The organism is Labrys sp. E2SS-1L (genome assembly GCF_057073705.1).
Genome location: NZ_CP172714.1, coordinates 527,673 through 551,148 on the forward strand (window position 1 = coordinate 527,673; position 23,476 = coordinate 551,148).

Sequence of the window (23,476 nt, forward strand, 5' to 3'; positions counted from 1 at the left end):
CGCCTTTCGTGATGCTGTTAGCAACTGCGATGGGATGGACGGCGCAGATATTCGACCTCTGCGTCCGCCATCTCCGCCCGGTCGCTGCCCGTCGACCAGGCCAGCGGCGAGGCCGGCGGCTCGACGTCGAAGAAGGGCTGGCCGATCAGGGCATTGGCGATCACCGCGCTGCGCCATGCCATCAGGCTGAGCTGCGGTTCGGCGATGCCATGGCTGATCAGCCCGGCATTCAGCGCGAAGATGCGGTTATCGGCGGGGCCGTCCCATTTCACCGAGAAATCGGCTTCCAGCCGCAGCCGGCCCGTTCCGTCGATCGCGATGCGATCCTGTATCGGCGCAAGGCAATCGGGCAGACGATAGCTGTAGCCGGTGGCCAGCACGATCATTTCGGCCTGGCTGAATTCGATGCCGCCGTCGAAGCCGTTGCGCATCACCAGCCGGAAGCCGCCGGCGTTCTGCTCGACATCCAGCACTTCGCGATGCGGCATCAGGCGGGCCTGGGGCCCGCCGCGCTCGATATGGCGCAGCGTATAGAGGCGCCGATAGATTTCCGACAGCGTGGAAGCCGAAACGCCGTCGCCCGCCAGTTTCTCGCGCTCCACGGTGGACAGTCGCCGCCCTTCGGCGAGATTGTGGAAGTTGCGCACGTAATGCGGCGTGAACAATTCGTTGGTGAAGGGCGTTGCATCGAGCGGCTGGAAGTTCGGGCGCAGGCTGATCCAGTCGACCGAGGCCGCGGCGGCTTCACCCGCTCCGAGCAGATGAAGCAGGATCTCCGCGCCGCTCTGGCCGCCGCCGATCACCGCCACGCGCTTGCCCGCGGCGCGGGCGAGTTCGAAGGCGGCGCGCGAGGAGTGGAAATGGTTCTGGCCGGTCAGCTTGCGTACGAAGTCGGGCTGATAGGGCTGCAGGCCGATGCCGAGAGCGACATTGCGGGCCTCGATCGTGCCGTTGCCCGTTTGCAGGACGAAGTGGCGGCCGTCGAAGTCGAGGGCCTGCACGTCCTCGCCAAAGCGCAGGCTGTCCAGGCCCTTGGCGACCCAGGCCAGGTAATTGGCGAATTCCTGGCGGGGCACGTCGGCGAATTCGGCATTGATGAAGTCATAGAAGCGCCGATGCGCGACGAGATAGGCGATGAAGCTCCACGGGCTGGTCGGATTGGTGGCCGTGACCAGATCCTTCAGAAAGGAGGTCTGCAGCGTCACGTCGGGCAGCATCATGCCCGGATGCCAGTCGAAGCGCTCGCGCTTCTCGAAGAAGGCGGCTTCGACGCCGTCGATGGCGTCGAGCTGGGCGGCAAGGCTGAGGTTGAACGGGCCGATGCCGATGCCGGCGAGGTCGAGCGGATTGCGCTGTGTCATGCCTGGACTCCTGCGGATTTGTCGGCGAAGCCGCGGTCCCGCAAGGGGCGGGATTCGCGTTCGGCGAGGTGAAGGGGATTGTCGAGTTCGCTGCCCAGGCTCGGTACCGGGCGGCGATTGGCGTCGCCATAGCCGATGGCGAGCCTGACGCGGTTGATGCAGATGCGCGGCACCTTCGGCGTGAAGAGATCGAACAGCTCGAAGCGATCCGCCAGATCGGGGTGGCGCGCCTGATAGAGGCGCAGGCGCTGCGCCAGCGCGCCATAGAACTCGATCTCGGGAAAACGATCGTGGCTTGCGAGCGTATCGGAAAGAAAGCGCAGCACGCTGGCGAAATGCCCGGTCTGTAGATGCTGCAGCAGATGGGCGGCCGGCCGCTTCAGCAAGGTGTCGCGGATGGCGGGCTCGAGGTCGGCTGCCTCAGCGAACGCCTGATCGACGAGGTCGACATCGCCCTGCAGATCCTTCAGCGCGACGCCGTAGGGGATGGCGCCGTCGAGCAGCACGGTGATGTTCTGGCCGTGGGCGATGAAGCCCACGCCATAGCGGCAGAGGAAATGGTAGAGCGGCAGGACCACGGCATCGAACAGGCGGGCCAGCCATTCGGCATGTGACAGCCCTGATGCTGCGATCAGGGCGCTGGCGAGCGGCACGCCGGCAAAGTCGCTCTTGATGAGGGCACCGAGCATCAGCGGGCGCCGCCCGGCGGCGAGGCCGGCTTCCGGGCTCTCGCGCCAGATCACGCCCAGCATCTCGCGGAACTGGTAGGGAGCGTCGGCGATCCTCTCATAGAGGGGGTGGGGATAGAAGGCGCCCGCGCATTCGCGCAGCACCAGCGCATTGGCAAGCTCGGGATCCCGCCTGGCCTTGTCGGCGAGCCAGTTCGAGAAGGCGGGGCCGATCGCCATGTATTTGCCGGGTACGCCGCGCCAGGCCGAGGTGTTGAGAATGGTGAGCGAGAGCTTGAGGTGCAGCTTGGTCGGCGAAGCTGTATTGGCCAGGGTGCGCAGTGACTGCAGAGGACGGTAGGCGTCACCGAAAAGCCCGAGTGGCACGATGCGTCCGGCGGCGATCTCGCCGGCGAACTGTGCCACGATCATATTGTCCCACTGCCAGGGATGCACCGGCAGGAGCGTAAAGCGCGCTGGGTCGAGGCCCGCCGCCTTGCAGGCGGCCTGCAGCCTCTCGCGCTCGTCCTCGCCAAGGGAGGCGGCGAGCAGCGCCTCCTCGTCGATGTCCCCGGCCAGGCTGAGGCGGCAGCGACTGCGGTCCGCGGCCAGCCAGAACAGCTGGAAGGTTGGCTGGAACTCGGGCGCGTAACGGGAGAAGTCGCTCAGGCCCCAGCCGATCCGGCCCTTGCTGGCCGGCGCCTTGGGGTGGCCGTCGAGATAGGCCTGGACCTGATCATCCGGCAGGGTCAGCAGATGTTCGCATTCGCCGGATCCGGCCATGGTCGCGATCCGGGCATCCGCCAGCAAGGTGCTGAACAGCTCCTTGGCGTAGATGCACAGCGTATCCGGCTCGATGTCCAGGGTTTCGCGGGCATCGAGCATGAAGCCGGCGGCATCGTCGGCCGGGCATAGGGCGGCGCCGTTCTGTCGCATCAGGCTGGCTGCGTCGATCGACAGATTGCCCCAGATGCGGCGCACGGCCTTGAAGCGATAGGCGACCCCTCCGGCAAAGCGCAGGATCCACTGGGTTCCCTCGGCATTGGCGGGTTCGGGTGCCAGGCCCTCCTCGAAGGCGAGTTCGCTGATCGCCTTGGCGATGACGGCCCGGTTCAGCGCCAGCCAGAGCCCGGCATCGATCGAGCTGCCGTCGGGCAGGGGGCCAAGGGTTGGCGTGCCCCGGCTCATAGCACCACCTCCCGGAAGAAGCGCTCGCGCTGGCAGCACACCAGCGCCGCGCGCTTATGTGGGAAGTCGAATTCCTTCACCTTGTCATAGGCGGTCTGGGCGCAATAGCTCAGCATCTTCTGGTGCGAGGCGCGGGGCTCGCCGACCACCCGGCGCGTGCGTGGCTCGTCGAGGAACAGGCTATGGGTCACCGAGCGGAACCAGGTGCCGGTCCTGGCGCGGCCGAGGTGGCGGGAATTGCCGATCAACCCGTGCCAGCCGCGATCATAGTCTTCCGCGTCGTAGAAGGGGCCGAGCCGGTCTTCCTTGGCCCAGTAGAATTCGAAATAGCCGGAGGGCTCGTCGCCCAGGCTGCCGATCACGCCGAAGATATGCGGATCGGCTTCCTGCTCGGCGAGATAGCGGTCGAGCTCGGCCTCGCTCTGGGCCAGCTCCCAGAAGAAGGCGACGCGGGGCTGGTTCATCCAGCCATGGAAGAGCTTGAGATCGCGGCGGCGGTCGATGGCCCGCATCGACAACGTGGTGCCGAGTTCCGGAATCCAGCGCCGATAGAAGATGCCGGTCGGCTGCGGCGGCCGCAGGGGCGGCAGGCGATCCTGCGGGCCGATGGCGGAGCGGATCTCGGGAAAGGCCCGCAGCCCTTCCGGCCGGTGCCAGAGCAAAGGCAGCTGGTAGAAATGCTCGCGGGCGATGCGCACGGCGCTCGTACTGGTCGCGTCGTCCGTCACGGTCTGCGCAGTGAGGGGCAGCAGGGCCGGTTTGCCGGCGACATCGGGCAGGTGCAGGGCAACCATGGCAGGAAAAAGCTGGAAAGCGGCTTCCACCAGGATGGCAATGACATGGATATCGCCGGGATGGGTCGCATCGGGCTGGTGGATGACCAGAATGCCCGGGCCATCTCCTTCAGGCGTGCGCAGCCCGGCACGTCCGATCGTCGCCGAGCCGGCCTGCGCCGTCAGCTCAAGGCTGCCATCCGCCTGCAGGCGGCTCTCGATAACGGCTTCGCCGTCGAGGCGGAGGGGCCAATGCCGGCTGGGGGCGGGGGGAGCGGCGACTTCGGCGGGAGCGATCTTCATCTGCAGGGTCATGCCACGGCCTCCGCGATGGGGTTGCTCAGGGGTACATAGCCGGCAAGGGGATCGGTCACTTCGGTGTTTTCATTGATGTTGCGGAAGCAGATCATGAAGTTTCCTTTGCTGCCGAGCGTCGGCGCGGTGAGGAGGTAGGTGAGGCAGGTCTTGTCGGCGAGCGGCAGGGCGGCGAGCTCCTCGAGGAAGGCTCGCAGATCGCCGATCAGGACGTCCTCGGCGATGAGGCGCGAGGTGCCGAGCGCGCCGATCACCGCGAAGACCGAATTGACGAGGAGGTAGTAGCCCACGAGCTGGGCCGCTTCGTCCGAGTTGAAGACATGGCCTGCCTTCATCGGGCTGCCGGGAGCCTTCCTGGCGAGCTCGGGCAGGAATTCGCGGATATAGCCGGTGCCCTGGCAGTCACGGAAATGCACGGCCACCGGCCAGCCTTCGGCAAGTTCCACCACGATGTTCTGCTGATGCGCACCGAAGAGGAGGCCGATATCGGCCTGGATCAACAGGAAGGGCGCGACGACCTTGTCGAGGAACTGGCGGAACCAGCGGCGTGCCACCGCAGCGGGATCGGCCGGCTCCTGCCCGGCAATGCGCCGGATGATGGTGGCAAGGGCGCTGTCATGCCCGTCGGGATAGATCTCGCAAAGAGCGGCCAGCACGGCGGCTGGCGGCTGGCTTGCTCCCTTGAACGGGTTTTCGCGCAGGATCACCGTGGTCTGCGGCAGGGCCTTGCCGTCGGCATCCTGCAGCAGGAGATAAGCGGGTTCGCCCATCACCTTGAAGCTCGGGAAACGCCGGGCGATGGTCCGGCCGACTTCACCGGCCAGAAGGCGATCGATCTCGATGCCGCGCTCGCATTCACGGGTTTCGATGACCCGGCGCGAATTGGTGAGGCGCAGGCTGAGCGAGAATTTCAGCATCCAGTCGGCGTGCGGGGCATGGATGGCGCGCAGCGAGGAGGTCGCTTGCCAAAGCGAGCCGGCATGGCCGAGATCCTTCAGCAGGCCGCGGCGGAACAGCCCGTCAATGGCCGGGTCGAGCGCCAGCTGGGCGGCCTGCCAGGGATGCATCGGCAAAAGAACGCGGCCCTTGGCGGACTGCACGACCTCCGGATCCATCGCAGGATCGCCGGCGGCCAGGTTCTGGCAGAGCTCGGCCGCGGTCTGGGTGCGCGAACTGTCCTGAAGCACCAGAGCCGGATCGGCAGCCCACCAGCGCAAGGCGAATCCCTGCCGATATTCGGGGGCGAAGCGCCGGGAATCCTCCAGGGTGAACTGGTCCCGGCTGCGCGGCGTGGGATGCACGGCATGGCCGAAGCGCAGCGAGCCCTCCGCCTCGGCGAAGCTGGGGTCGCGCTGCGCGAAATAAGCATCGGGGGACGGGACGCGTGCCGCCACATCCTCGATGTTCCGGATGCTGTCGAGCACCCGCGACAGGAAGGTCAGGCTCCTGTCCTTGTCGCCGCTGCCGACGATGTCCGGTTCGCTGGCGAGCAGGAAGACGAACTCCTGAAAGCTGATCGGGCGCGGCGGCGCGGTGCCTGAGAATTCCAGAAAGGGCGGACGGAAGCCGTGATAGGCCGCCCGCGATCGATGCGTCATCTCGATGGCGACATGGCCGCCCCGGCGGGGCAGGGGGAAGCGGGCGAGAAGCCGGCCGCTTCCGGCGCTGGTGTCTTCATGTTCCATCGTCCAGCCCTGCCATTCGCGCATCAGGCTGTTGAGGAAGGCGCGCATGGAGACGTCGTGGGCGATGTCGATGGATCGTCTGATCAGGTCGATGGCGTTCATGGTGTTCCTTTTCGGCAGAACTCCAAATTGCAAAGAAGTTATACAAATAACTACTTGTACAATTTATAATATTTCTACAAGTTTTCTAAAATTACTATTGAATTACCTAGAGTTTGTTTTTAGTTGGATCAAGGAAATTGTTTGGAGAAAAGCATGGCCTCCGATGCCGCCCTCTCTGTTTCGCGCGCGGACAGCCTTCGCCTGGCGCTGATCGCGGCCTCGTCGGGCTTCGGCCAGTCGGCCCTGCTGGCGCTGGTACCGATCGTCACGGAAAGAACGGGGCTGGCGTCCCCGCAGATCGGCGCCGTCGCCTTCCTGGGCGCAGCGGTTTTCCTGGTGGCAGCGCCGCTCTGGGGGCATCACGGCGCGGCCTGGCGGATCAGGCCGTTCTTCGCCGGGCTCGCCTGCCTGATGATTGCAGGCCAGGGCCTGTTCCTGGGGGCGCTCTATGTCGGTGTGCCTGCAGCCGCGCTCGGGCTGCTCCTGGTCTCGCGCCTGCTCTACAGTGTCGGTGCTGCCGGGGTGATGCCACACGCTCAGGCCGCCATCGTGCAGCGCAGCGTCGCCGAGCGTCGGCCGGCCGCGCTTGCCAATCTCAGCGCCGGCCTGAATGTCGGCCGCATCGCCGGTTCCCTGGTGACGCTGGGCGCGGGAGCCGGCGTCATCGTGCCCGTCGTCATGATGGTTGTCAGCCCGGTGCTGCTGCTGTGCGCGCCGAACCTGCCGGCGGCTCCCGCAGTCGGCAAGAAAGGCGAAACCTCGAGCAGGCGTGCCAATATCCGGCGTGTCCTTCCGTTGCTTGCCGTCGGCTTTGCGCTGACCTTCGGCTTCGGCCAGATCCAGCTCGTCCTCGGCCTGTTCCTGCAGCATCGCTTCCGCCTCGATGCCATTGCCGCCGCGGGCCTGGGAGGCGCGACCTATGCCGCGGTTGCAGTCGCCATGATCGCGACGCAGATCCTGCTCGTGCCGCGCCTTGCCTTCAAACTGGGGCGCAACATGCGCTGGGGCGTTGCGGGCTTCGCACTGGGGTGCCTGGCCATTATCCTGGCGCCGCTGCCCTGGCTGGTGCCGGTCGGCGCGGTCTGGGCCGGCATCGGGTTGGCGGTCGCGACGCCCGCCTATACCGCCTGCCTTAGCCAGCGTGTTACGGCGCATCGCCAGGCGGGGGCCGCCGGCTGGCTCGCCAGCACCCATGCCGCCGGGCAGGGTCTGGGCGCGCTCTGCGGCGGCGCGGCCTTCGCCTTGTCGCCGGAGCTGCCCTTCGCGATGGCCGTCGGCATTGCGATCGCAACCTGCCTCGCTTTGCTGCGTCTGGATGACCGCGCCGAGGACGAGATGCCCCGGGATGAGGTATCTCGGGATCATGGCGTGGCTCCCTGAGGGCGGGCCACATTCGCCAGCAACCTGATGGTGGCAAGAACGGCAATGGCCGAGAGGGCGGTGGCGAGGCCGAAGAGCGCGCCATAGCCCATGAGGTCGGCGAGCTTGCCCGAGATCAGCGACCCGACGAGATAGACCACCATCTGGGCGCAGGCCAGGATGGTGAAGTCGGTGCCGGGCTGGTCCGATGACGTCACCGTCATGAACAGGCTGTAGAGCGCGACGATCTCCATGTAGCGGATGAAGGTCTGGAAGCCTGCGGCGCCGAACAGCGGCCAGGCTCCGGTGACCACGCCGAGCGCATGAGCGGCGAAGAGGGCGAAGCACAAGGTGCGCAAGCCGCCGAGCAGGCCGAGCGTGGCGGCGGTGCCGCAGCGCTTGACCAGGAGGGCAGCGATCGCCGATCCGGCAAGGCCCGCCGTCGCCGCCGATACGCCTGAAAGATAGCCGATACGGTCGAGCGGTACGCCGGCATCGACGAGATAGGGGCCTTCCATTGCCTTCACCAGGCCCTCGCTCATCCGGTAGATCAGCGCGATCCACAGCACGGTGCGGATCTCGGGCCGGCGCAAGAAGGCTTTGATGGAGGGGCGCGTCAGCCGGTCGGACGGCGAGGCGGGGGCCTCCCACATGGCGAAGGCGGCGATCAGCGGCAGGGCCGAAAAGGCGGCGATGACCAGAAGCATGCCGGCCCAGCCGATATGGTGATAGAGCACGAGGCCGAGCGTGCCGCCGATCACCACGCCGAAGGCCACCGAGCCGCCCTGGATGGCGTTGCCGATGGCGCGGTCCTCCGGCGCCAGATATTTGGCGGCATAGCCGTCGGTAGCGATGTCCTGGGTCGAGACCAGCAGCGCGGTGACCAGGCCGATTCCCAGAATGCCGCCGACATGGGTTGGGCCAAGCGGCAGCAACGCCAGGATGGAGGCGATCACGCCGAGTTGGGTAAGGATCACCCATCCTGCCCGATGCGCCCGGGCGAAGGGCCGGATGCGATCGACCAAGGGCGCCCACAGGAACTTCAGCACCAGCGGCAGGAAGAGCAGGCTGAGATAGCCGATCGCGGTGCGCGAGACCCCTGCCTCGCGCATGATGGGGGGCAGGGCGGCGGCGATCAGGTAGGAGGGAATGGCCTGGGCCAGATAGAGGCCGCCGAGGACCGCGAACAGGCGCAGGCGGCCGGGCCTGGAGGCAGGGATATCCTGGGCGAGCGCCGTCATGCCGTCTCCATATGCTGCGTGATGAAGCTCCTGGCCGCCTGTTCGTCGCAAGTCGCGGTCAGCGGCATCGACCACAGGCGCTGGAAGGTCTCGATCATGCGCGGGTTCGCGTCCGGCCGGACGATGGCGAGGGCGCGGCAATGGTGTTCGAAGCGCTCCCGCGTTGCCTTGAACCAAAGGGCCTGCTCGCGTTCGCCGGCCTGGGAGAGCCCGCCGCCGCCGGCGAAGACGGCCAGCAGGGCAAAGGTGCTGTCCCTGCGGCCGATTTCGATCAGCGCATCGAGATAGGCGCGCTCGTCGCGATCCTCGTAGGGCGGCAGGTAGCGCAGGATCAGGAGCGCGCCGTGCTTGTCGAGTTCCACCATGATCAGAACGTCTTGCGGTAGCCGAGCGTCACCGTACGGCCCCAGGAATAGACCGGGAGGTTGCGCACGGAAGTCGCGGTGGGGTTCTGGAAGCGGGTGTCGAACAGATTGTCGACGGACACATAGGCCTCGCCGCCCTTCACCGGTGCTGACAGGGCTACGTTCATGGTGGCGCCCGGCTTGATCTTGTAACGGGTGCCCTTGAGGTCGATCGCCTTGTCGCGGCCGGAGAAGCCCTCGCCCTCCACGCGCACCGACACGCCATTGTCGAAGACGTAGCTGGCATAGAGCGTGCCGCGGAAGGGGGTGGCGATGCGGTTGTTGGGCAGCCAGCTGTCGAGCTTGCCGTCCTTGTTGGAATCGTAGCGCCCCTCGCGATAGCCGAGCACGGTGCCGATGGTCAGCTGGTCCGTCGCCGCATATTCGCCGGTGAACTCGCCGCCATAGATGAATTCCTTCTGCTGCGAGATGGTGTTGGTGATGGGATCGAAGGTCACGCCCTGGCTGGAGGTGGAGATGAAGCCCGTCAGGCTGCCCTTGAAACGGTCATGGCTGCCGCGGATGCCGAGTTCGTAGTTGTTGACGATCTGGGCCTCGGGACTGATTGAGGCATAGGAAACACTCGCGCCGGCGGGAAGGCAGTTCGGCCGGGCAATCGGGCAGGCATAGGCTCTCGACAGGCCGGCGCGGCGGGTATAGGCGCCGACGTCGGGCAAGGCGAAGCCCTGCGAGAAACCGCCGAAGATCTCGCTGGTCTCAGTCAGCTTGAAGGTGCCGCCAATGTTGAAAGTCGGCTTGGAATAAGAAAAGTTGCCGCCGGTAACGCGCAGGGCCGGCAGCACGGCGCCGACGGTATAGGCCGCCGGCCGGATGAAGTCGTCGACGTCAAGGGCGAAGTGCTCGAAACGCGCACCACCGCGCACGGTGAGGCGATCGGTCAAAGGCACCTGCAATTGGCCAAAGGCCGCCGCCGTCACCTGCTGCAGCGGTGTAAAGACGTCCTGGCCGTTGGTCAGCGTCTGGTGGGTCTTCTCGAGGATGAGATCGCTGCCCCAGGTGAGTTTTGCGCCTTCCCAGATGGTGTCGAGCGGAGTGTCGATGGTCAGGTTGACACCGCCGCGGTCCGAATAGAGCGTGGTCTGGTTATAGGGGCTGGTTGGATCGGCTGGGTTGAAGGAATAGTAGACTAGATTGTTGTACAGTGGATCGAATTTTGAATAATTAAAGCGCTTCTTGATGTTGTTGTAAAAGCCGACGATGTTGAGGCTGCCGAGGGCAAAATCCTTGTCGGTGTAGCGCAGCGACAGGGACTTGGTGTCTTCGAGAACGCTCTGCCCGGTATAGGGCTGCAGATAGCTCGGCCGGGCATAGGAGCCGGAATAGTCGGTCATGTAGCGCGGCGTCTGGTTGAAATAGTACCAGCCTGCCGAGAATTCGAGCCGCTTGCCGGTGTCGAAGTCATAGCCGAACTTGGCGAGAAGATTGACCCGGCCGAAACGGTCGCCGCCGCCCTGGCCCAGCATGGCGTCGGATGGCAATTCCCGCCCGGAACCGTCATAGGTGCGACGCCCGAGATAGCCGCTGCCGCTCAGGACATAATCGAGCCCATTCTCGGCCTTGCCGGAGATGCTGGCGGACAGTTCCGGCGCCACCGAATCCACGGCATTCGCCGTGAAGGCGCGCAGGGCCGTGTTCACGGTGATGCGGGGCTTGCCGGGTTCAGCCTTCTTGGTGATGAAATTGACGGTGCCGCCGGTGGCGCCGGCCCCATAGAGGCTGGACGCGCCGGCCACCATCTCGATGCGCTCGATCGAGTTGAGGTCGATCAGGGACAGGATGCGCGAAACGTCCCGCAGCGGGGTGCTGAGGGGAACGCCGTCGACCAGCACGAGCAGGTCACGGCCGCGATAGCTTTCGGAAGCGCCCGAGACCGTCTGGTTGGAAACCGAAAAGCCCGGCACCAGCTTGGCCAGGGCCGCCGACGCGCTCGAGCTTTGCTGGAGCTGCTTGTCGATTTCCTGCCTGTCGATCACCTGGACCGATTGCGGAATATCGGAGACGGATCTTTCGGCGCGAGAGGCGGTAACGGTAACCGGATCGAGCTCAATCGGCTGCTCCTGCGACTGTTGTGCCAGTGCAGGCGAAACAACCGATAGAAACATGACCGCCGATACGGATATCTTGCCCATGATGAATTTTTAGACCTCCAGCCACTCTCGATCCGAAACTAAGTTATATTTGGCGATTCCAGACGAATTCCTGTTGTATATTCATAGTACATTCCCAGTTTATAACGATTATAATCTGGGTTTGGGTGGCATATACTTCTGGATATCCGACCTTTCGCGCTCTATATTGATGAGCGGTCTTACTTGTCGAGTTGTTTGATTTCTTGGACTTGGGCGCATTGATTGATGGACTGAAGCGAACTGGAGGCGCGGATCACGCCGTTTTGACGCCGCGAGAGCCCTTTGCGGGAAGGCTGCGGCCTGTCTGGCTGCTTGGGCACGGGCTGACGAGCGAGGAACTGGCGCTGGTCGAACTGCGGGCCAGCGGACGCTTGGCTGCGCAGCGCAGGCTCGGTCCATCGGATCCGGTCTTGCTCGGCGCCCGGGCATTGCTGCGCCTCGATCCCGATATCGGTCCGATCTCCTGCTTCTCGCCGCTCCAGGACAGCGAACTCGTCCTCGATGCCGCGGGTCTGGATAGCACCGAAGCCGGCGCAGGCGGCATGCTGTTGCGTCCCTCCAACGGCCGGATGGAGGTGGTGCGGGACGGGCAGCGCACCGTCGTCTCGGCCAGGGAGGCGATCTTCCTGGCGGGCGGCAGGCCTGCAAGCGTCTGGCTAAGGCATGTGGACCGCGTCGATTGCCTGATCCTGGCGAGCGAACGCATCACCGCGAACATGCTCGAATGCTCGGCCAGCCTGCGCGTCTTCCCGCAAAACAACGACACGCTGGTTCTGCTCGGCAACTACGGCGCGGCGTTGATGCGCGGCCTGCTGCCGATGAGCGGTCCGGTGCTGCTGCAGCATGCCTGCGCCTATATGGGCGATCTCGTCGACATCCTGTGCGGCGAGGCGGAGGCGCAGACGCCGCATACCGTGCAGGATCGCGCAGCCGCGCGGCTGAACGCCATCAAGTCGGATATCGAGGCCCATCTCGACGACCAGGCGCTCAATGCCAGCCAGATCGCCCTACGGCACGGCATCAGCACACGCTATCTCCAGAAGCTGTTCGAGGGAGAAGGCGAGACCTTTTCGGAATTCGTGCTGCAGCGCCGGCTCGACAGGGCGATGCGCCGCCTGCAGTCGCCGGACGAGCGCAAGCGTTCGATCAGCGAGATCGCTTTCGATGTCGGTTTCGGCGACCTGTCCTATTTCAACCGCACCTTCCGCAGGCGCTTCGACACCTCACCGCGCCTGGTGCGCGCCAAGCACCGCTCCGTGCTCGCCCCCCCAGCGGGGAGCGAATTGCCGGATGCGGGCAGCGCTTGAGCGTGGACTGTCCCGGTTCGCGGCCATCCATATCGACGGCCTCGAACCACCGGCCGGAATCGGCCGTCTTGTAGCGTCTTGTTTCAGTGGGCCGTCGCGGAGGGGGGCTTCATCCGGGTCATGGTGTCCAGGGCGCAGGGGCTGACGGGTGCGATGAACAGCCCGACCCTTGCGAGAGCCTTGGCAAGAGCGGTGGTGGCATCGAGCGCCCGGTGCAGGCCATCGCTCTTCAACAGGTAGGAGGCGGCGTGGAGCAACTGGACCCTGTCGTCGCGCTGCGCCGCATCGACCATGGCAAGCACCAGGCATTCGTCGCGGCACAGGGCACGGCAGGCGGCCGGCCGCCAGCCGATCTCATTGTCGGCCGTTGCCCGCAGCGTGCGCACGAAATGGTGGAACTCGCCGAACAGCGGCTTGGCGTTTTCTTCCGGCATCTCGCGCGCCAGCCCTTCCCAGGCGATATCCCAGCAGGCGGCATCGCCGGTGGCATAGCCCGCCATCCAGCAGCGGAAGACGGAAAAGAGCAGGTTCTCGGCCGGAGCGTCGATATGATAGCCGACGGGGCGTGCGACGTCGGGGCTTGGCAGGGTCATGATGGTGTCCTTCAATCCGCGGGGTTCAAGGTCCCGGCATTGGCAACGGCGCGCATAGGACCACACCGAGCTGATTTGTTCAAGAAAATCTCTTTTTATTTCAATAGTTTATAGAAGTTCCAGGGTGCGCGGCCGGCTGCACGCCCTCGGGTGCTTGAGCGGCAGCGATCAGTCGCGCCGGGTTGCTCCGGCTGCCGGGAGTTCGCGCTTCTCGCGGCTGCGGATCTCAGCCGTCTGCGCGAGGATCCAGTCCCGGAACACTCTGATCTTGGGCGTCGTGCGCCGCGCTTCGGCGTGCACCAGCCAGTAGCCATCGCCATCAGACCCGGTGACGTCGAAGGGTTGGATCAACTGGCCCTTGTCGAGGAAGGCCGCGTAGAGGTTGTGCGTAAGCATCGCCGCGCCCTGGTCGGTGATCGCTGCAGTCGCCTCATAGGCCTGGGTGCCGAAGGTCGGGCCGGGAATCACCCGATCCGGCTCGAATCGTGCTCCCGCTGCCTTGAACCAGACCTCCCACCAGGGATCCTGCGGGCAGCACAGGGGAACCTTGTAGAGGTCCTCGGGCGCACGGATACCACCGACCTTCTCCGCCAGTGCAGGGCTGAGCATCGGCGAATAGTCGGCCTTGAACAGGTAGTGCGCCGATAGTCCGGGCCATTTTCCGGCGCCGACACGGATGCCGACATCCACGTTTTCGCGAGCGATATCGAGGGAGCGGGATGTGACGTCCATCTTCACGGCAAGATCGGGATACATCAACTGGAATGTTCCAAGGCGGACGGCAAGCCAGTTCGACGCGAAGGTATCGATCGTCGTGACCGAGAGCACGCCGGAGGCGCCGCCCTTGGTTGCAAACCAGGCGTCCGACAGGGCTGAAAACGCATTCGAAACCAGGGGGGCGAGCTGTTCACCCGCTTCGGTCAACGCGATCTGCCTGGTTTTTCTGATGAAAAGCGGTGTTCCGGCGCGTTCCTCGAGAACCTTGATCTGATAGCTGGCAGCCGATTGGGTCATGCCGAGCTCCTCGGCCGCCTTGGTGAAGCTGCCGAGCCGCGCGGCGGCTTCGAAGACTCTGATGGCGCCCAGAGGCGGCAAATCCCACGGCATGATGCATCAATCCAGTTGATGCATACTACGCGACGTTCGATTGGAATCCAAGGCTCGGCGGCGGCAGGATGTCTCCATCGCTCCAGCCTAAAAGGACCATGAACATGACGAAACACATCAAGCGCCACAGGCTTTCGATCCTCGACTTTTTCGCCGCGCCGTTCCGGTCGCGTGCCCACCGCCTGCTCGATCCTCGCGACCTCTGCGACGACCTGAAGCGCGACCTTGGCCTGGTCGACGGAAACCGGGTTGTCGGCGGTGTCCGCTGGCGCTGACCCGCATTGCCGACGCGATGCGACAGGATGGGGAAGGCCCATCCCGAAGAAGAGGGAGGCCATTGTCATGAACGGGACGACCAAGGCGCTCGAACAGTGCCGCCAGACCATTCAATCCTATGAGGGCTGCGCGGATCGCTACTATGCCCGCATTCCCGAAATGCCGAATCTGCGCGACCAGGCGGCATTGCGGCGCATCGCCGAAATGGCAGGACGTGGCGGATTGATCCTGGAGGTTGGGTCGGGGCCCGGCCGCGAGGCGGATTTCCTGGAGACGCTCGGCGTCACGGTGCGCCGCACCGATGCGACCCGCCGCTTTCTCGAGTTGCAGGCCACTCGCGGCAAGCATGGCGAACGGCTCGACATCGTCACGGACGATCTCGGCGGTCCCTACGATGCCGTCGTCGGCCTATGCGTGCTGATCCACGTTCCCCGCGATCGGATCGATCACGTGCTGGCCAAGGTTGCCGCGTCGCTGCGTCCCGGTGCACCTTTTCTCGTCTCGATGCGCGATGGCGACGGGGAGACCGTCGGAAACTTCCATACCGTCTATTGGCGACGCGATGCGTTTGCCTTGCGGCTCGAACAAGCCGGGCTGACCTTGCCGTGGGACGAGTTCTCCGTCGATCCGGATGGCGATCCCTGGAACACCTTCCTGGCCGTCAAGCCTTGAAACGGGCGTTGCCGGGGTGTCGCAAGGGGCTTCGCGGCGTTGACTTTCCCCATGGCCGGGCGCAGAGGCAAAGGTTCCCGCCTTTTTTCCCGGTTTGCCTGCGATGCCCAGCCATAAAGTCATCTATGATACCGATCCCGGCGTCGACGACGCCATGGCCCTGTTCTTCCTGCACTACCATCCGGACATCGAACTGATCGGCATCACCACCTGCCATGGCAATGCGCCGGTCGAGATCACCACGCGCAACGCCCTCTATCTCAAGGAACGCTTCGGCATCGATGCGCCGGTGGCGCGCGGCGCGGCGGGCCCGGTGACGGGAGATGACGCCCATCATGCCGCCGTTGTCCATGGTGACAATGGCCTCGGCGAGATCGAGATCCCTGCCGAGATCAAGACAAAGGCGATCGACACGCCCGCCCACCGCTTCATCATCGAGACTGTGCGCAAGCATCCCGGCGAGGTCACGCTGCTGGCGGTGGGGCGCATGACCAACCTCGCCCTGGCCCTGCGCGAGGATCCCGAGATCGCCGGCCTGGTCCGCCGGGTGGTGGTGATGGGCGGCGCCTTCGGCTATCGCGGCCATCTGGGCAACGTCACCCCAGCCGCGGAAGCCAACATCCATGGCGATCCGCATGCCGCCGACGAGATGTTCGCCGCAGCCTGGCCCGTTACCGTCATCGGCCTCGACGTTACCCACGAAGTGCTGATGCCGCAGGATTATCTGCGCCGGCTGGGCGAGGAGGCCGGCGAGGTCGGCCGCTTCATCTGGGACATCACCCGCTTCTACGAGAATTTCTATCTCGACAAGGGGCTGGCCGGCATTTCCGTGCATGATGCCTCGGCGGCGATCTATCTGGTGGCGCCGGACTTGTTCGAGACCCGCTCCGGCCCGGTCCGGGTGGTGTGCGAGGGGCTTGCCTTCGGGCAGACCATCCAGCGGCCCGCCGGGATCGGCTTCCCGCCCAATGACTGGGATGGCCGTCCCAGCCATGCCGTCTGCATCGAGGTCAAGGACCAGCCTCTGCTCGATCTCTACCGGCAGACCCTGTTGCGGGCGGTATAACGAAATTGCGGACGAGACGTCCGCGGTCCCAGCCGCCGTACTGCCCTTGCGAACCTTACCAGGTTTGCGCTGGAAACGCTGCGGCTGGGACCGCGGACATCTTGTCCGCCTCTTAGTTTGTCGCCAACCACGCCTCGATGCCCCTCGCCGCCACCACCCCGGTGGCGAAGCAGGCCTGCAGCAGGTAGCCCCCGGTCGGCGCCTCCCAGTCCAGCATCTCGCCGGCGACGAAGACACCGGGAAGCTTTCGCAGCATGAAATGGCCGTCGACCTCGTCGAGCACGATACCGCCGGCGCTGGAGATCGCGCGTTCGAGGCCGCGCTGCGCCGTCACCTTCAAGCGAACATGCTTGATCAGACGGGCCAAGGGGACGGGATCGCGCGGCAGCATGTTGCCGGTGGCCTCGCGCAGCAGGCCGATGGCCGCCGGCGCCAGCTTGGCGGCCTTGCGCAGATAGGTCGAAAGGGATTGGCTGCCCTGCGGCCGTTCGAGCAGGCGGGCCAGTGCCGCTTCGTCGAGATCGGGGCGCAGGTCGATGCCGATCTCGGCATGGCCGTGTGTGGCGATCGCGCTGCGGATGACAGGGGAGAGCGCATAGATCACGCCGCCCTCCAACCCCTGCTCGGTAACGACGGCCTCGCCGCGGTGCGTGGTGCCGGCGATGGAAATGGCAATGCGCTTCAGCGGTTCGCCAGCCGATTTCTCCGCATAGGCCCGGCTCCAGGTGATTTCGGCACCGCTGTTCGACGGCGCGAACTCGGTGACGGTGACGCCGCGGCCGCGCAGTAGCGGGACCCAACCGCCATCCGAACCCAGACGCGGCCAGGAGGCACCGCCGAGGGCCAGCAGAGTCGCGCGGGGCTTGCGGCTGACGGCGTCGCCGTCCGGCCCGCGAAAAATGAGCGTTCCTTCGTCATCCCACCCCGTCCAGCAATGGCGGCTGTGCAAGGTCACGCCCAAGCGTGCCAGCCGGGCCAGCCAGGCCCGCAGCAGCGGCGAGGCCTTGAAGCTTTCGGGAAAGATCCGCCCGCTCGAACCGACGAAAGTCTTTTCGCCCAATCCCTCGGCCCAGGCGACCAGATCGCCGGGTGCAAAGGCACGCAGGGCGGGTTCTAGGACGCCGCGGGCCGGGCCATATCGGGTCAGGAAGCGATCGAGATCCTCGCCATGGCTGAGGTTCAGCCCGCCGCGCCCGGCCATCAGGAACTTGCGGGCCGGCGAGGGCATGCGCTCATAAATAGCCACGCCATGCCCGGCCTCGGCCAGCTTTTCGGCGGCGATCAGGCCCGCCGGCCCGGCGCCGATGATGACGATGTCGCTGCTATCGGCCACGTCCGTCTTTATTTCCCATTCGCGTTGTGCTCACTGCCCTCATGGCATTCTCCTTCCGGCAAATCCAATATTTCGTGGCGGTGGCCGAGAATGGCGCGGTATCGCGTGCCTCGCACGAGCTTTCGATTTCGCAATCGACGGTGACGGAAGCCATCCGAGAATTGGAGGGTGATCTCGGCTTTCCCCTGTTCGATCGGCGCTCCCATGGCGTCGAGCTCACGCTGAAGGGGCACCAGTTCCTGCGCCATGCCCGCAAGATCCTCTCCGAGATCGCCGATGCCCGCCGTGCCTTGCGCTCGGAAACGGCGCCGATCGAGGGGCGCCTTGCCGTCGGAGTGACGCCTTTGGTGGCCGCCTATGTGCTGCCCGATCTGCTGGCCCGCTTCCGCCGCGCCTTCCCGCATGTCGCTGTTGATATCATCGAGGACAGCCGCGACTATCTCGACCATCTGCTGGTGGGCGGCGAGCTCGACGTTGCCGTGATGGTGGCGGGCACCGAGCGCAGCTCCGCCGCCCTGCATGTGGAGACGATGGAAGCCTCGCCCTATCGTCTCTGGCTGCCGATCGGCCATCGCCTGGCGGAGGCCGAGAGCATCGGCATCGTGGATCTCGCCGAGGAACCCTTCGTGCTCCTGATGCTCGACGAGATCGCCGAGGCTGCCGAATATGCCTGGCGGCGGGCCGGTGTGCGGCCGCCGGTCGCCATCCGCACCCGCTCGGTCGAGGCCGCCCGCAGCCTGGTGGCGACGGGGGCCGGCGTCGCCATCCTGCCCGACCTCACCTATCGGCCCTGGTCGCTGGAAGGCGACAAGATCGAGGCCCGCGACCTTGCCGAGGCCCTGTCACCGGTGGAAGTGGTGATCGGCTGGCGGCGCGGCTCGCCGCTCGATGCCATCGCCACGCAGTTCGTCGCCGTGGCGCGCACCTATCGGGCGGGGAGAGGGCGCAGCTAGAGCGTTGTGCAGCTCGACGGAACGTCGAGAAGCGCCAGGATGCGTCAGGCCCAAGAGCTTAGGAGATAGGCATTTCGGTCGAAGCGACTTTGCTCAAGGCAGCCGAAATGCAGCGAAACGATCACTCGGCGATGATATCGGAAAAACCGATATCATCGATCTCCCGAATGGTGTGGCGCCTGTGGCTTTTCCAAGGCATGCTCGCCGCAATCAAGAATTCGCCCTGTATTCGAACGGACGGCAACCAGAGGAAAAGCATCATGTCCAGGCTTAGATGGGTTGTGGCGTTGGCGGGTATTACGGCAGTAGCCGTACCGGCGCTCGCCAAGGAGATCGGCAAGGGGGAGGGCCAGCTCAACATCGTGGCCTGGCCCGGCTATATCGAGCGCGGCGACACCGACAAGAGCTATGACTGGGTCACCGATTTCGAGAAGAAGACCAGCTGCAAGGTCAATGTGAAGACCGCCAGCACCTCCGACGAGATGGTCGCCCTGATGAATGAGGGGGGCTACGACCTCGTCACCGCTTCGGGTGACTCCTCCCTGCGCCTGGTCGCCGGCAAGCGCGTGCAGGAGATCGATACCTCGCTGATCCCGAGCTGGAAGACCGTCGACGAGCGCCTGCAAAACGCGCCCTGGCACACGGTCGACGGCAAGCATTACGGCGTGCCCTATCAGTGGGGCCCCAATGTGCTGATGTACAACAGCGACGTGTTCAAGGAAGCGCCCAAGAGCTGGAGCGTGGTGTTCGAGCCGCAGAACCTGCCGGACGGCAAGCCCAACAAGGGGCGCATCCAGGCCTATGACGGTGCCATCTACCTCGCCGACGCCGCCCTCTATTTGATGAGCAAGAAGCCCGAGCTCGGCATCAAGGATCCCTATGAGCTCAACGAGGACCAGTACAAGGCGGTGCTCGAACTGGTGCGCCAGCAGCATGCCTTGATCCAGCGCTATTGGCACGACGCCAACATCCAGGTCGACGACTTCAAGAACGAAGGCGTGGTCGCTTCCGGTTCCTGGCCCTTCCAGGTCAATCTGATGCGGGCCGACAAGAAGCCGATCGCCTCCACCGTGCCGGAGGAAGGGGCGACGGGCTGGGCCGATACCACCATGATGGCCGCCGATGCCGCCAATCCCAATTGCGCCTATATGTGGCTCGAACATTCGATCCAGCCCAAGGTTCAGGGCGATGTCGCCGCCTGGTTCGGCTCGCTTCCCTCCGTTCCGGCGGCCTGCAAAGGCAATGCGCTGCTGACCGATACGGGCTGCGCCACCAACGGTTTCGACAATTTCCCCAAGATCAAGTTCTGGCGCACCCCGGTGGCCAAATGCACCACGCAGAGCGCCTGCGTGCCCTATTACCGCTGGGTCACGGATTATATCGCCGTGATCGGCGGGCGTTGAGGCAGGCGCGCGCGACGAAGGCGCTTATTCGGAAATACTCGAAGTGCTATCTTTGTCATGCCCGGACTTGATCCGGGCATCCAGCGGCCCCGCCCACAGCGCTCGTGGGGGCTGGATTGCCGGGTCGAGCCCGGCAATGACAAAGGTCGAGCCAATTCGATTAAGAAAGCGCGTCAAGACAAAGAGTTAGAGAGAAAGTGCGATCCACGGAAATCGCACTTTCTCCAGGGCATGCCGATCTGAAGATCGGCGTACCAGCGCCTTGCCTTTGTGCCCGTGCGGGTCATGAAATTTTCGTCCAGACAGAGGCGGCTGAACCAGCCCAGGTTGTGTCCCCCGTCCTTGAGGTATCCTCATGGCTGTAACCAGCACCACTCCGGCCGTCTCGTTCCGCGGCGTCCAGCGCCATTTCGGCAGCGTCAAGGCGGTCGACGGCGTCGATCTCGACATCGCGCCCGGCGAATTCTTCGCCATGCTGGGGCCGTCCGGCTCGGGCAAGACCACCTGCCTGCGCCTGATCGCGGGCTTCGAGCAGCCGACCGGGGGCCATATCGAGATCTTCGGTGAGGCGGTGGAGGGCATGCCGGCGTATCGGCGCCCGGTCAACACCGTCTTCCAGGACTATGCCCTCTTTCCGCATTTCAACATTCTCGACAATGTCTGCTACGGCCTGATGATCCGCGGCGTCGCCAGGCAGGAGCGCTACCGCCAGGGACGCGAGGCCCTTGCCATGGTCAAGCTCGCGGGCAAGGAAGACCGCCGGCCCGGACAGCTCTCGGGCGGCCAGCGCCAGCGCGTGGCGCTCGCCCGCGCCCTGGTGGTCAGGCCCAAGGTACTCCTGCTCGACGAGCCGCTCGGTGCCCTCGACCTCAAGCTGCGCGAGGAGATGCAAGGCGAGCTCAAATCGCTGCAGCGTTCCCTCGGCCTCAGCTTCGTGTTCGTCACGCATGACCAGGGCGAAGCCCTGTCCATGGCCGATCGCGTCGCCGTGTTCAACGAGGGGCGCATCGCCCAGGTCGGCAGCCCGCAGGACATCTATGAGCGGCCACGCACCCGCTTCGTCGCCGATTTCGTCGGGTCGTCCAATGTGATCGAGCCGGACCGGACACAGAGCTGGATCGGCATGAGCAGCGCGGCCAGCCTGCGGCCGGAAAAGATCACCCTGCTACCGCAGGGGGTCGGCGCCGCCGGCGATGCCGTGGTGGTGCCGGGCACCGTGACCCAGGTGCTCTACCATGGCGCCGTCAATCGCCTGGAATTGCGCACCGATGACGGCGCCCGCCTCAGCGCCGCCATTCCCGCCGCCATCGGCACGCCGCCCGAACAGGGCGCGGCCGTGCGCGTCAGCTTTCCCCGCCAGGCCCTGCACCTGATGGAGGACGCGTGATGAGCCTCGCTATCCTCCCAGCCCCGCGGGACGGTCTTCTGCGGCGCATCTCGGATGTGCTGGTCGCCCGGCGCGGGCTCTATCTCCTGCTCCTGTTGGTGCCGCCGCTGCTCTGGCTCGGCATCGTCTATCTCGGCTCGCTCTTTGCCCTGCTGGCGCAGAGCTTCTTTTCGATCGACGAGTTCTCCGGCACCATCGTGCGCGAGCCCTCGCTGAAGACCTATGGCGAATTGCTGTCGCCCTCCAATCTCGACATCATCGTGCGCACGGTGAGCCTTTCGGCCGTGGTGACGCTGCTCTCCGCCGTGATCGCCTTCCCGATCGCCTACTATGCCGCCCGCTATGCCCGCGGTCGTATCAAGGCGCTGTTCTATATCGCGGTGATGATGCCGCTGTGGTCGAGCTATCTGGTCAAGGTATATGCCTGGAAGCTGCTGCTGGCCAAGGAAGGCGTGATCGGCTGGATCATGGCCAAGCTTGGTTTGGCCTGGTTGCTGGAGGCCTGGCTGTCGCTGCCTATCCTGGGGGGACCCTCCCTCTCGGTGAGCTATACCGGCATGGTGCTGGTGTTCCTCTATCTGTGGACACCCTTCATGATCCTGCCGGTACAGGCGGCGCTGGAGCGTGTGCCCGGCTCCCTGATCGAGGCCTCCGGCGATCTCGGCGCCAGCCCGGGCCAGACCTTTCGCAAGGTCATTCTACCCCTGGCCTTTCCCGGCCTGGTGGCCGGGGCGATCTTCACCTTCTCGCTCACCCTCGGCGACTACATCGTGCCGCAGATCGTCGGACCGTCCTCGCTGATCCTCGGCCAGGTCGTCTACACCCAGCAGGGCACCGCAGGGAACATCCCGCTGGCCGCAGCCTTTTCGGTGGTGCCGGTGCTGATCATGGGCATCTTCCTCACCGTCGCCAAACGATTGGGGGCCTTCGATGCGCTGTGATCGCAAAGAGAGCGCGGGTATCGTGCCCATGAATGCTAGCTCAAGGCGCAAAGACGCAACGTCAGCCACCCCTTCGCCCCGTACTTACGGGGAGAAGGTAAGGATGAGGGGCGGCGCGACCGCACAAAATGACGCGCTCCGTAGCCCCTCACCTCTATCCTCTCCCCGTAAGTACGGGGCGAGGGGACTCCTATGTCGCGCTCTTTTGTCAGGCCCATCATCTCGTACGACCGGCGTATCGGTGCCCGCCGGCATTCGGCCTGCGGCAACCCTGTCGCCAGCTATCGGCGTTCCGGCGAGGGCACCATGACCGAGAACCGCTCACCGCTGGGCCTGCGCCTTGCCGCTGCCGCCGGCCTGCTCTTCCTGCACCTGCCGCTTCTCTTCATCATCCTCTATGCCTTCACCACCGAGGAGCGCAGCTTCGAGTTCCCGCCGCCGGGTTACACGCTGAAATGGTTCGGCGTGGCCTGGAACAGGCCCGATGTCTGGGCTGCGCTGGGGCTTTCAGTGAAGGTCGCGCTGGTCTCGACCTTCCTCGCCATCATTCTCGGCACGCTGGCGGCGGCAGCCTTGTCGCGCACCCGCTTCTTCGGCCGGGAAGCCATCTCGCTGTTGCTGATCCTGCCGATCGCCCTGCCGGGCATCATCACCGGCATTGCGCTGCGGGCCGCGTTCAACCTGGCCGATATCCCGTTCTCCTATTGGACGATCGTGCTCGGCCACGCCACCTTCTGCATCGTGGTCGTCTATAATAATGCCGTGGCGCGTTTCCGCCGCCTGTCGCCTTCGCTGATGGAGGCCTCGATGGATCTTGGAGCCGACGGCTTCCAGACCTTCCGCCATGTCGTGCTGCCTTCGATCGGCACGGCCCTGCTGGCAGGCGGCATGCTGGCCTTCGCCCTGTCCTTCGACGAGGTGATCGTTACCACCTTCACCGCCGGCCAGCAGCAGACCCTGCCGATCTGGATGCTGTCGGAACTGATCCGGCCGCGTCAGCGCCCGGTCACCAATGTGGTGGCGGTGATCGTCATCCTCGTCACCGCTCTGCCGATCCTGGCCGCCTATTACCTCACCCGTGAAGGCGAAAACGTCGCCGGCTCCGGCAAATGACCAGGCCTCTTGAGCAAGGTGCGATCTCTCAATCGCACCTTGCTCAAACTCTTTGTTTTGACACGTTTTCTTAAGCGAA

20 protein-coding genes are annotated in these 23,476 nt (G+C 65.1%); 10 read left to right on the forward strand and 10 right to left on the reverse strand.

All coding sequences use genetic code 11. The features are described from left to right. Positions 1-17: 17 nt before the first annotated feature. From ACIGJE_RS35370 to ACIGJE_RS35385, 4 genes are read right to left on the reverse strand one after another with little or no spacing between them, the layout of a single operon-like run. Positions 18-1,361: a lysine N(6)-hydroxylase/L-ornithine N(5)-oxygenase family protein gene (locus ACIGJE_RS35370; protein WP_415085077.1), complete on the reverse strand. Its 1,344-nt coding sequence runs from the start codon at positions 1,359-1,361 to the stop codon at positions 18-20. Further along, positions 1,358-3,217, reverse strand: coding sequence for an IucA/IucC family protein (locus ACIGJE_RS35375; protein ID WP_415085075.1), 1,860 nt, complete (start codon positions 3,215-3,217; stop codon positions 1,358-1,360). Before ACIGJE_RS35375 ends, ACIGJE_RS35370 begins: the two co-directional genes overlap by 4 nt. Next, complete coding sequence (locus ACIGJE_RS35380) at positions 3,214-4,305, reverse strand: GNAT family N-acetyltransferase (RefSeq protein ID WP_415085073.1); 1,092 nt, start codon at positions 4,303-4,305, stop codon at positions 3,214-3,216. Before ACIGJE_RS35380 ends, ACIGJE_RS35375 begins: the two co-directional genes overlap by 4 nt. Beyond that, positions 4,302-6,092: an IucA/IucC family protein gene (locus ACIGJE_RS35385; RefSeq protein WP_483681345.1), complete on the reverse strand. Its 1,791-nt coding sequence runs from the start codon at positions 6,090-6,092 to the stop codon at positions 4,302-4,304. Before ACIGJE_RS35385 ends, ACIGJE_RS35380 begins: the two co-directional genes overlap by 4 nt. A 153-nt stretch (positions 6,093-6,245) precedes the next feature. Here ACIGJE_RS35385 and ACIGJE_RS35390 point away from each other — a divergent pair, with 153 nt between their 5' ends. Then, a complete protein-coding gene (locus ACIGJE_RS35390) occupies positions 6,246-7,472 on the forward strand; it encodes an MFS transporter (protein ID WP_311932844.1) in 1,227 nt (408 codons plus the stop codon). Here ACIGJE_RS35390 and ACIGJE_RS35395 read toward each other — a convergent pair. Genes ACIGJE_RS35395 through ACIGJE_RS35405 form a run of 3 tightly spaced genes read right to left on the reverse strand, consistent with a single transcriptional unit; the run spans position 7,454 to position 11,246 of the window. After that, on the reverse strand, positions 7,454-8,692 hold the full coding sequence (locus tag ACIGJE_RS35395) for an MFS transporter (protein WP_415085067.1): 1,239 nt from the start codon (positions 8,690-8,692) through the stop codon (positions 7,454-7,456). The two genes, ACIGJE_RS35390 and ACIGJE_RS35395, sit on opposite strands and share 19 nt — an antisense overlap. Further along, entirely contained in the window at positions 8,689-9,057 is a 369-nt protein-coding gene (locus ACIGJE_RS35400; RefSeq protein ID WP_415085065.1) for a hypothetical protein, read from the reverse strand. The genes ACIGJE_RS35395 and ACIGJE_RS35400 overlap by 4 nt, the downstream gene beginning before the upstream one ends. Positions 9,058-9,059: 2 nt before the next feature. Beyond that, on the reverse strand, positions 9,060-11,246 hold the full coding sequence (locus ACIGJE_RS35405) for a TonB-dependent receptor (RefSeq protein WP_415085063.1): 2,187 nt from the start codon (positions 11,244-11,246) through the stop codon (positions 9,060-9,062). A 263-nt stretch (positions 11,247-11,509) separates the two neighbouring features. Here ACIGJE_RS35405 and ACIGJE_RS35410 point away from each other — a divergent pair, with 263 nt between their 5' ends. Beyond that, positions 11,510-12,553: a helix-turn-helix transcriptional regulator gene (locus tag ACIGJE_RS35410; protein ID WP_415085061.1), complete on the forward strand. Its 1,044-nt coding sequence runs from the start codon at positions 11,510-11,512 to the stop codon at positions 12,551-12,553. 83 nt (positions 12,554-12,636) lie between these two features. Here the strand turns inward: ACIGJE_RS35410 and ACIGJE_RS35415 are convergent, their stop codons facing one another. Continuing rightward, the gene (locus ACIGJE_RS35415; protein WP_156771783.1) at positions 12,637-13,146 is read right to left on the reverse strand and encodes a hypothetical protein; all 510 of its coding nucleotides are present in this window, start codon (positions 13,144-13,146) and stop codon (positions 12,637-12,639) included. Between the two features lie 168 nt (positions 13,147-13,314). Further along, the gene (locus tag ACIGJE_RS35420; RefSeq protein WP_415085059.1) at positions 13,315-14,253 is read right to left on the reverse strand and encodes a LysR substrate-binding domain-containing protein; all 939 of its coding nucleotides are present in this window, start codon (positions 14,251-14,253) and stop codon (positions 13,315-13,317) included. Between the two features lie 104 nt (positions 14,254-14,357). Between ACIGJE_RS35420 and ACIGJE_RS35425 the strand changes: the two genes are divergently transcribed. The 3 genes from ACIGJE_RS35425 (at position 14,358) to ACIGJE_RS35435 (ending at position 16,267) form a co-directional block, all read left to right on the forward strand. Then, positions 14,358-14,528 (forward strand): hypothetical protein, encoded by a 171-nt coding sequence (locus ACIGJE_RS35425; RefSeq protein ID WP_415085057.1) that lies wholly within the window; start codon positions 14,358-14,360, stop codon positions 14,526-14,528. Between the two features lie 67 nt (positions 14,529-14,595). Further along, positions 14,596-15,201: a methyltransferase gene (locus ACIGJE_RS35430; protein ID WP_415085055.1), complete on the forward strand. Its 606-nt coding sequence runs from the start codon at positions 14,596-14,598 to the stop codon at positions 15,199-15,201. Between the two features lie 103 nt (positions 15,202-15,304). Continuing rightward, positions 15,305-16,267, forward strand: a complete 963-nt coding sequence (locus tag ACIGJE_RS35435) for a nucleoside hydrolase (RefSeq protein WP_415085053.1) — start codon at positions 15,305-15,307, stop codon at positions 16,265-16,267. A gap of 112 nt (positions 16,268-16,379) precedes the next feature. Here the strand turns inward: ACIGJE_RS35435 and ACIGJE_RS35440 are convergent, their stop codons facing one another. Further along, the gene (locus tag ACIGJE_RS35440; RefSeq protein ID WP_415085051.1) at positions 16,380-17,600 is read right to left on the reverse strand and encodes a BaiN/RdsA family NAD(P)/FAD-dependent oxidoreductase; all 1,221 of its coding nucleotides are present in this window, start codon (positions 17,598-17,600) and stop codon (positions 16,380-16,382) included. 41 nt (positions 17,601-17,641) lie between these two features. Here ACIGJE_RS35440 and ACIGJE_RS35445 point away from each other — a divergent pair, with 41 nt between their 5' ends. From ACIGJE_RS35445 to ACIGJE_RS35465, 5 genes are all read left to right on the forward strand, one after another. Then, the gene (locus ACIGJE_RS35445) at positions 17,642-18,553 is read left to right on the forward strand and encodes a LysR family transcriptional regulator (RefSeq protein ID WP_415085049.1); all 912 of its coding nucleotides are present in this window, start codon (positions 17,642-17,644) and stop codon (positions 18,551-18,553) included. Positions 18,554-18,813: 260 nt separating this feature from the next. Further along, on the forward strand, positions 18,814-19,956 hold the full coding sequence (locus ACIGJE_RS35450; RefSeq protein WP_311932834.1) for an ABC transporter substrate-binding protein: 1,143 nt from the start codon (positions 18,814-18,816) through the stop codon (positions 19,954-19,956). Positions 19,957-20,311: 355 nt separating this feature from the next. Then, the gene (locus tag ACIGJE_RS35455) at positions 20,312-21,343 is read left to right on the forward strand and encodes an ABC transporter ATP-binding protein (RefSeq protein WP_415085047.1); all 1,032 of its coding nucleotides are present in this window, start codon (positions 20,312-20,314) and stop codon (positions 21,341-21,343) included. Further along, positions 21,343-22,284 carry an ABC transporter permease gene (locus ACIGJE_RS35460; protein ID WP_068297923.1) on the forward strand — a complete coding sequence of 314 codons (942 nt, stop codon included), beginning with the start codon at positions 21,343-21,345 and terminating at the stop codon, positions 22,282-22,284. The genes ACIGJE_RS35455 and ACIGJE_RS35460 overlap by 1 nt, the downstream gene beginning before the upstream one ends. 306 nt (positions 22,285-22,590) lie before the next feature. Next, complete coding sequence (locus ACIGJE_RS35465; protein WP_322434324.1) at positions 22,591-23,397, forward strand: ABC transporter permease; 807 nt, start codon at positions 22,591-22,593, stop codon at positions 23,395-23,397. The last annotated feature ends 79 nt before the right edge of the window (positions 23,398-23,476 follow it).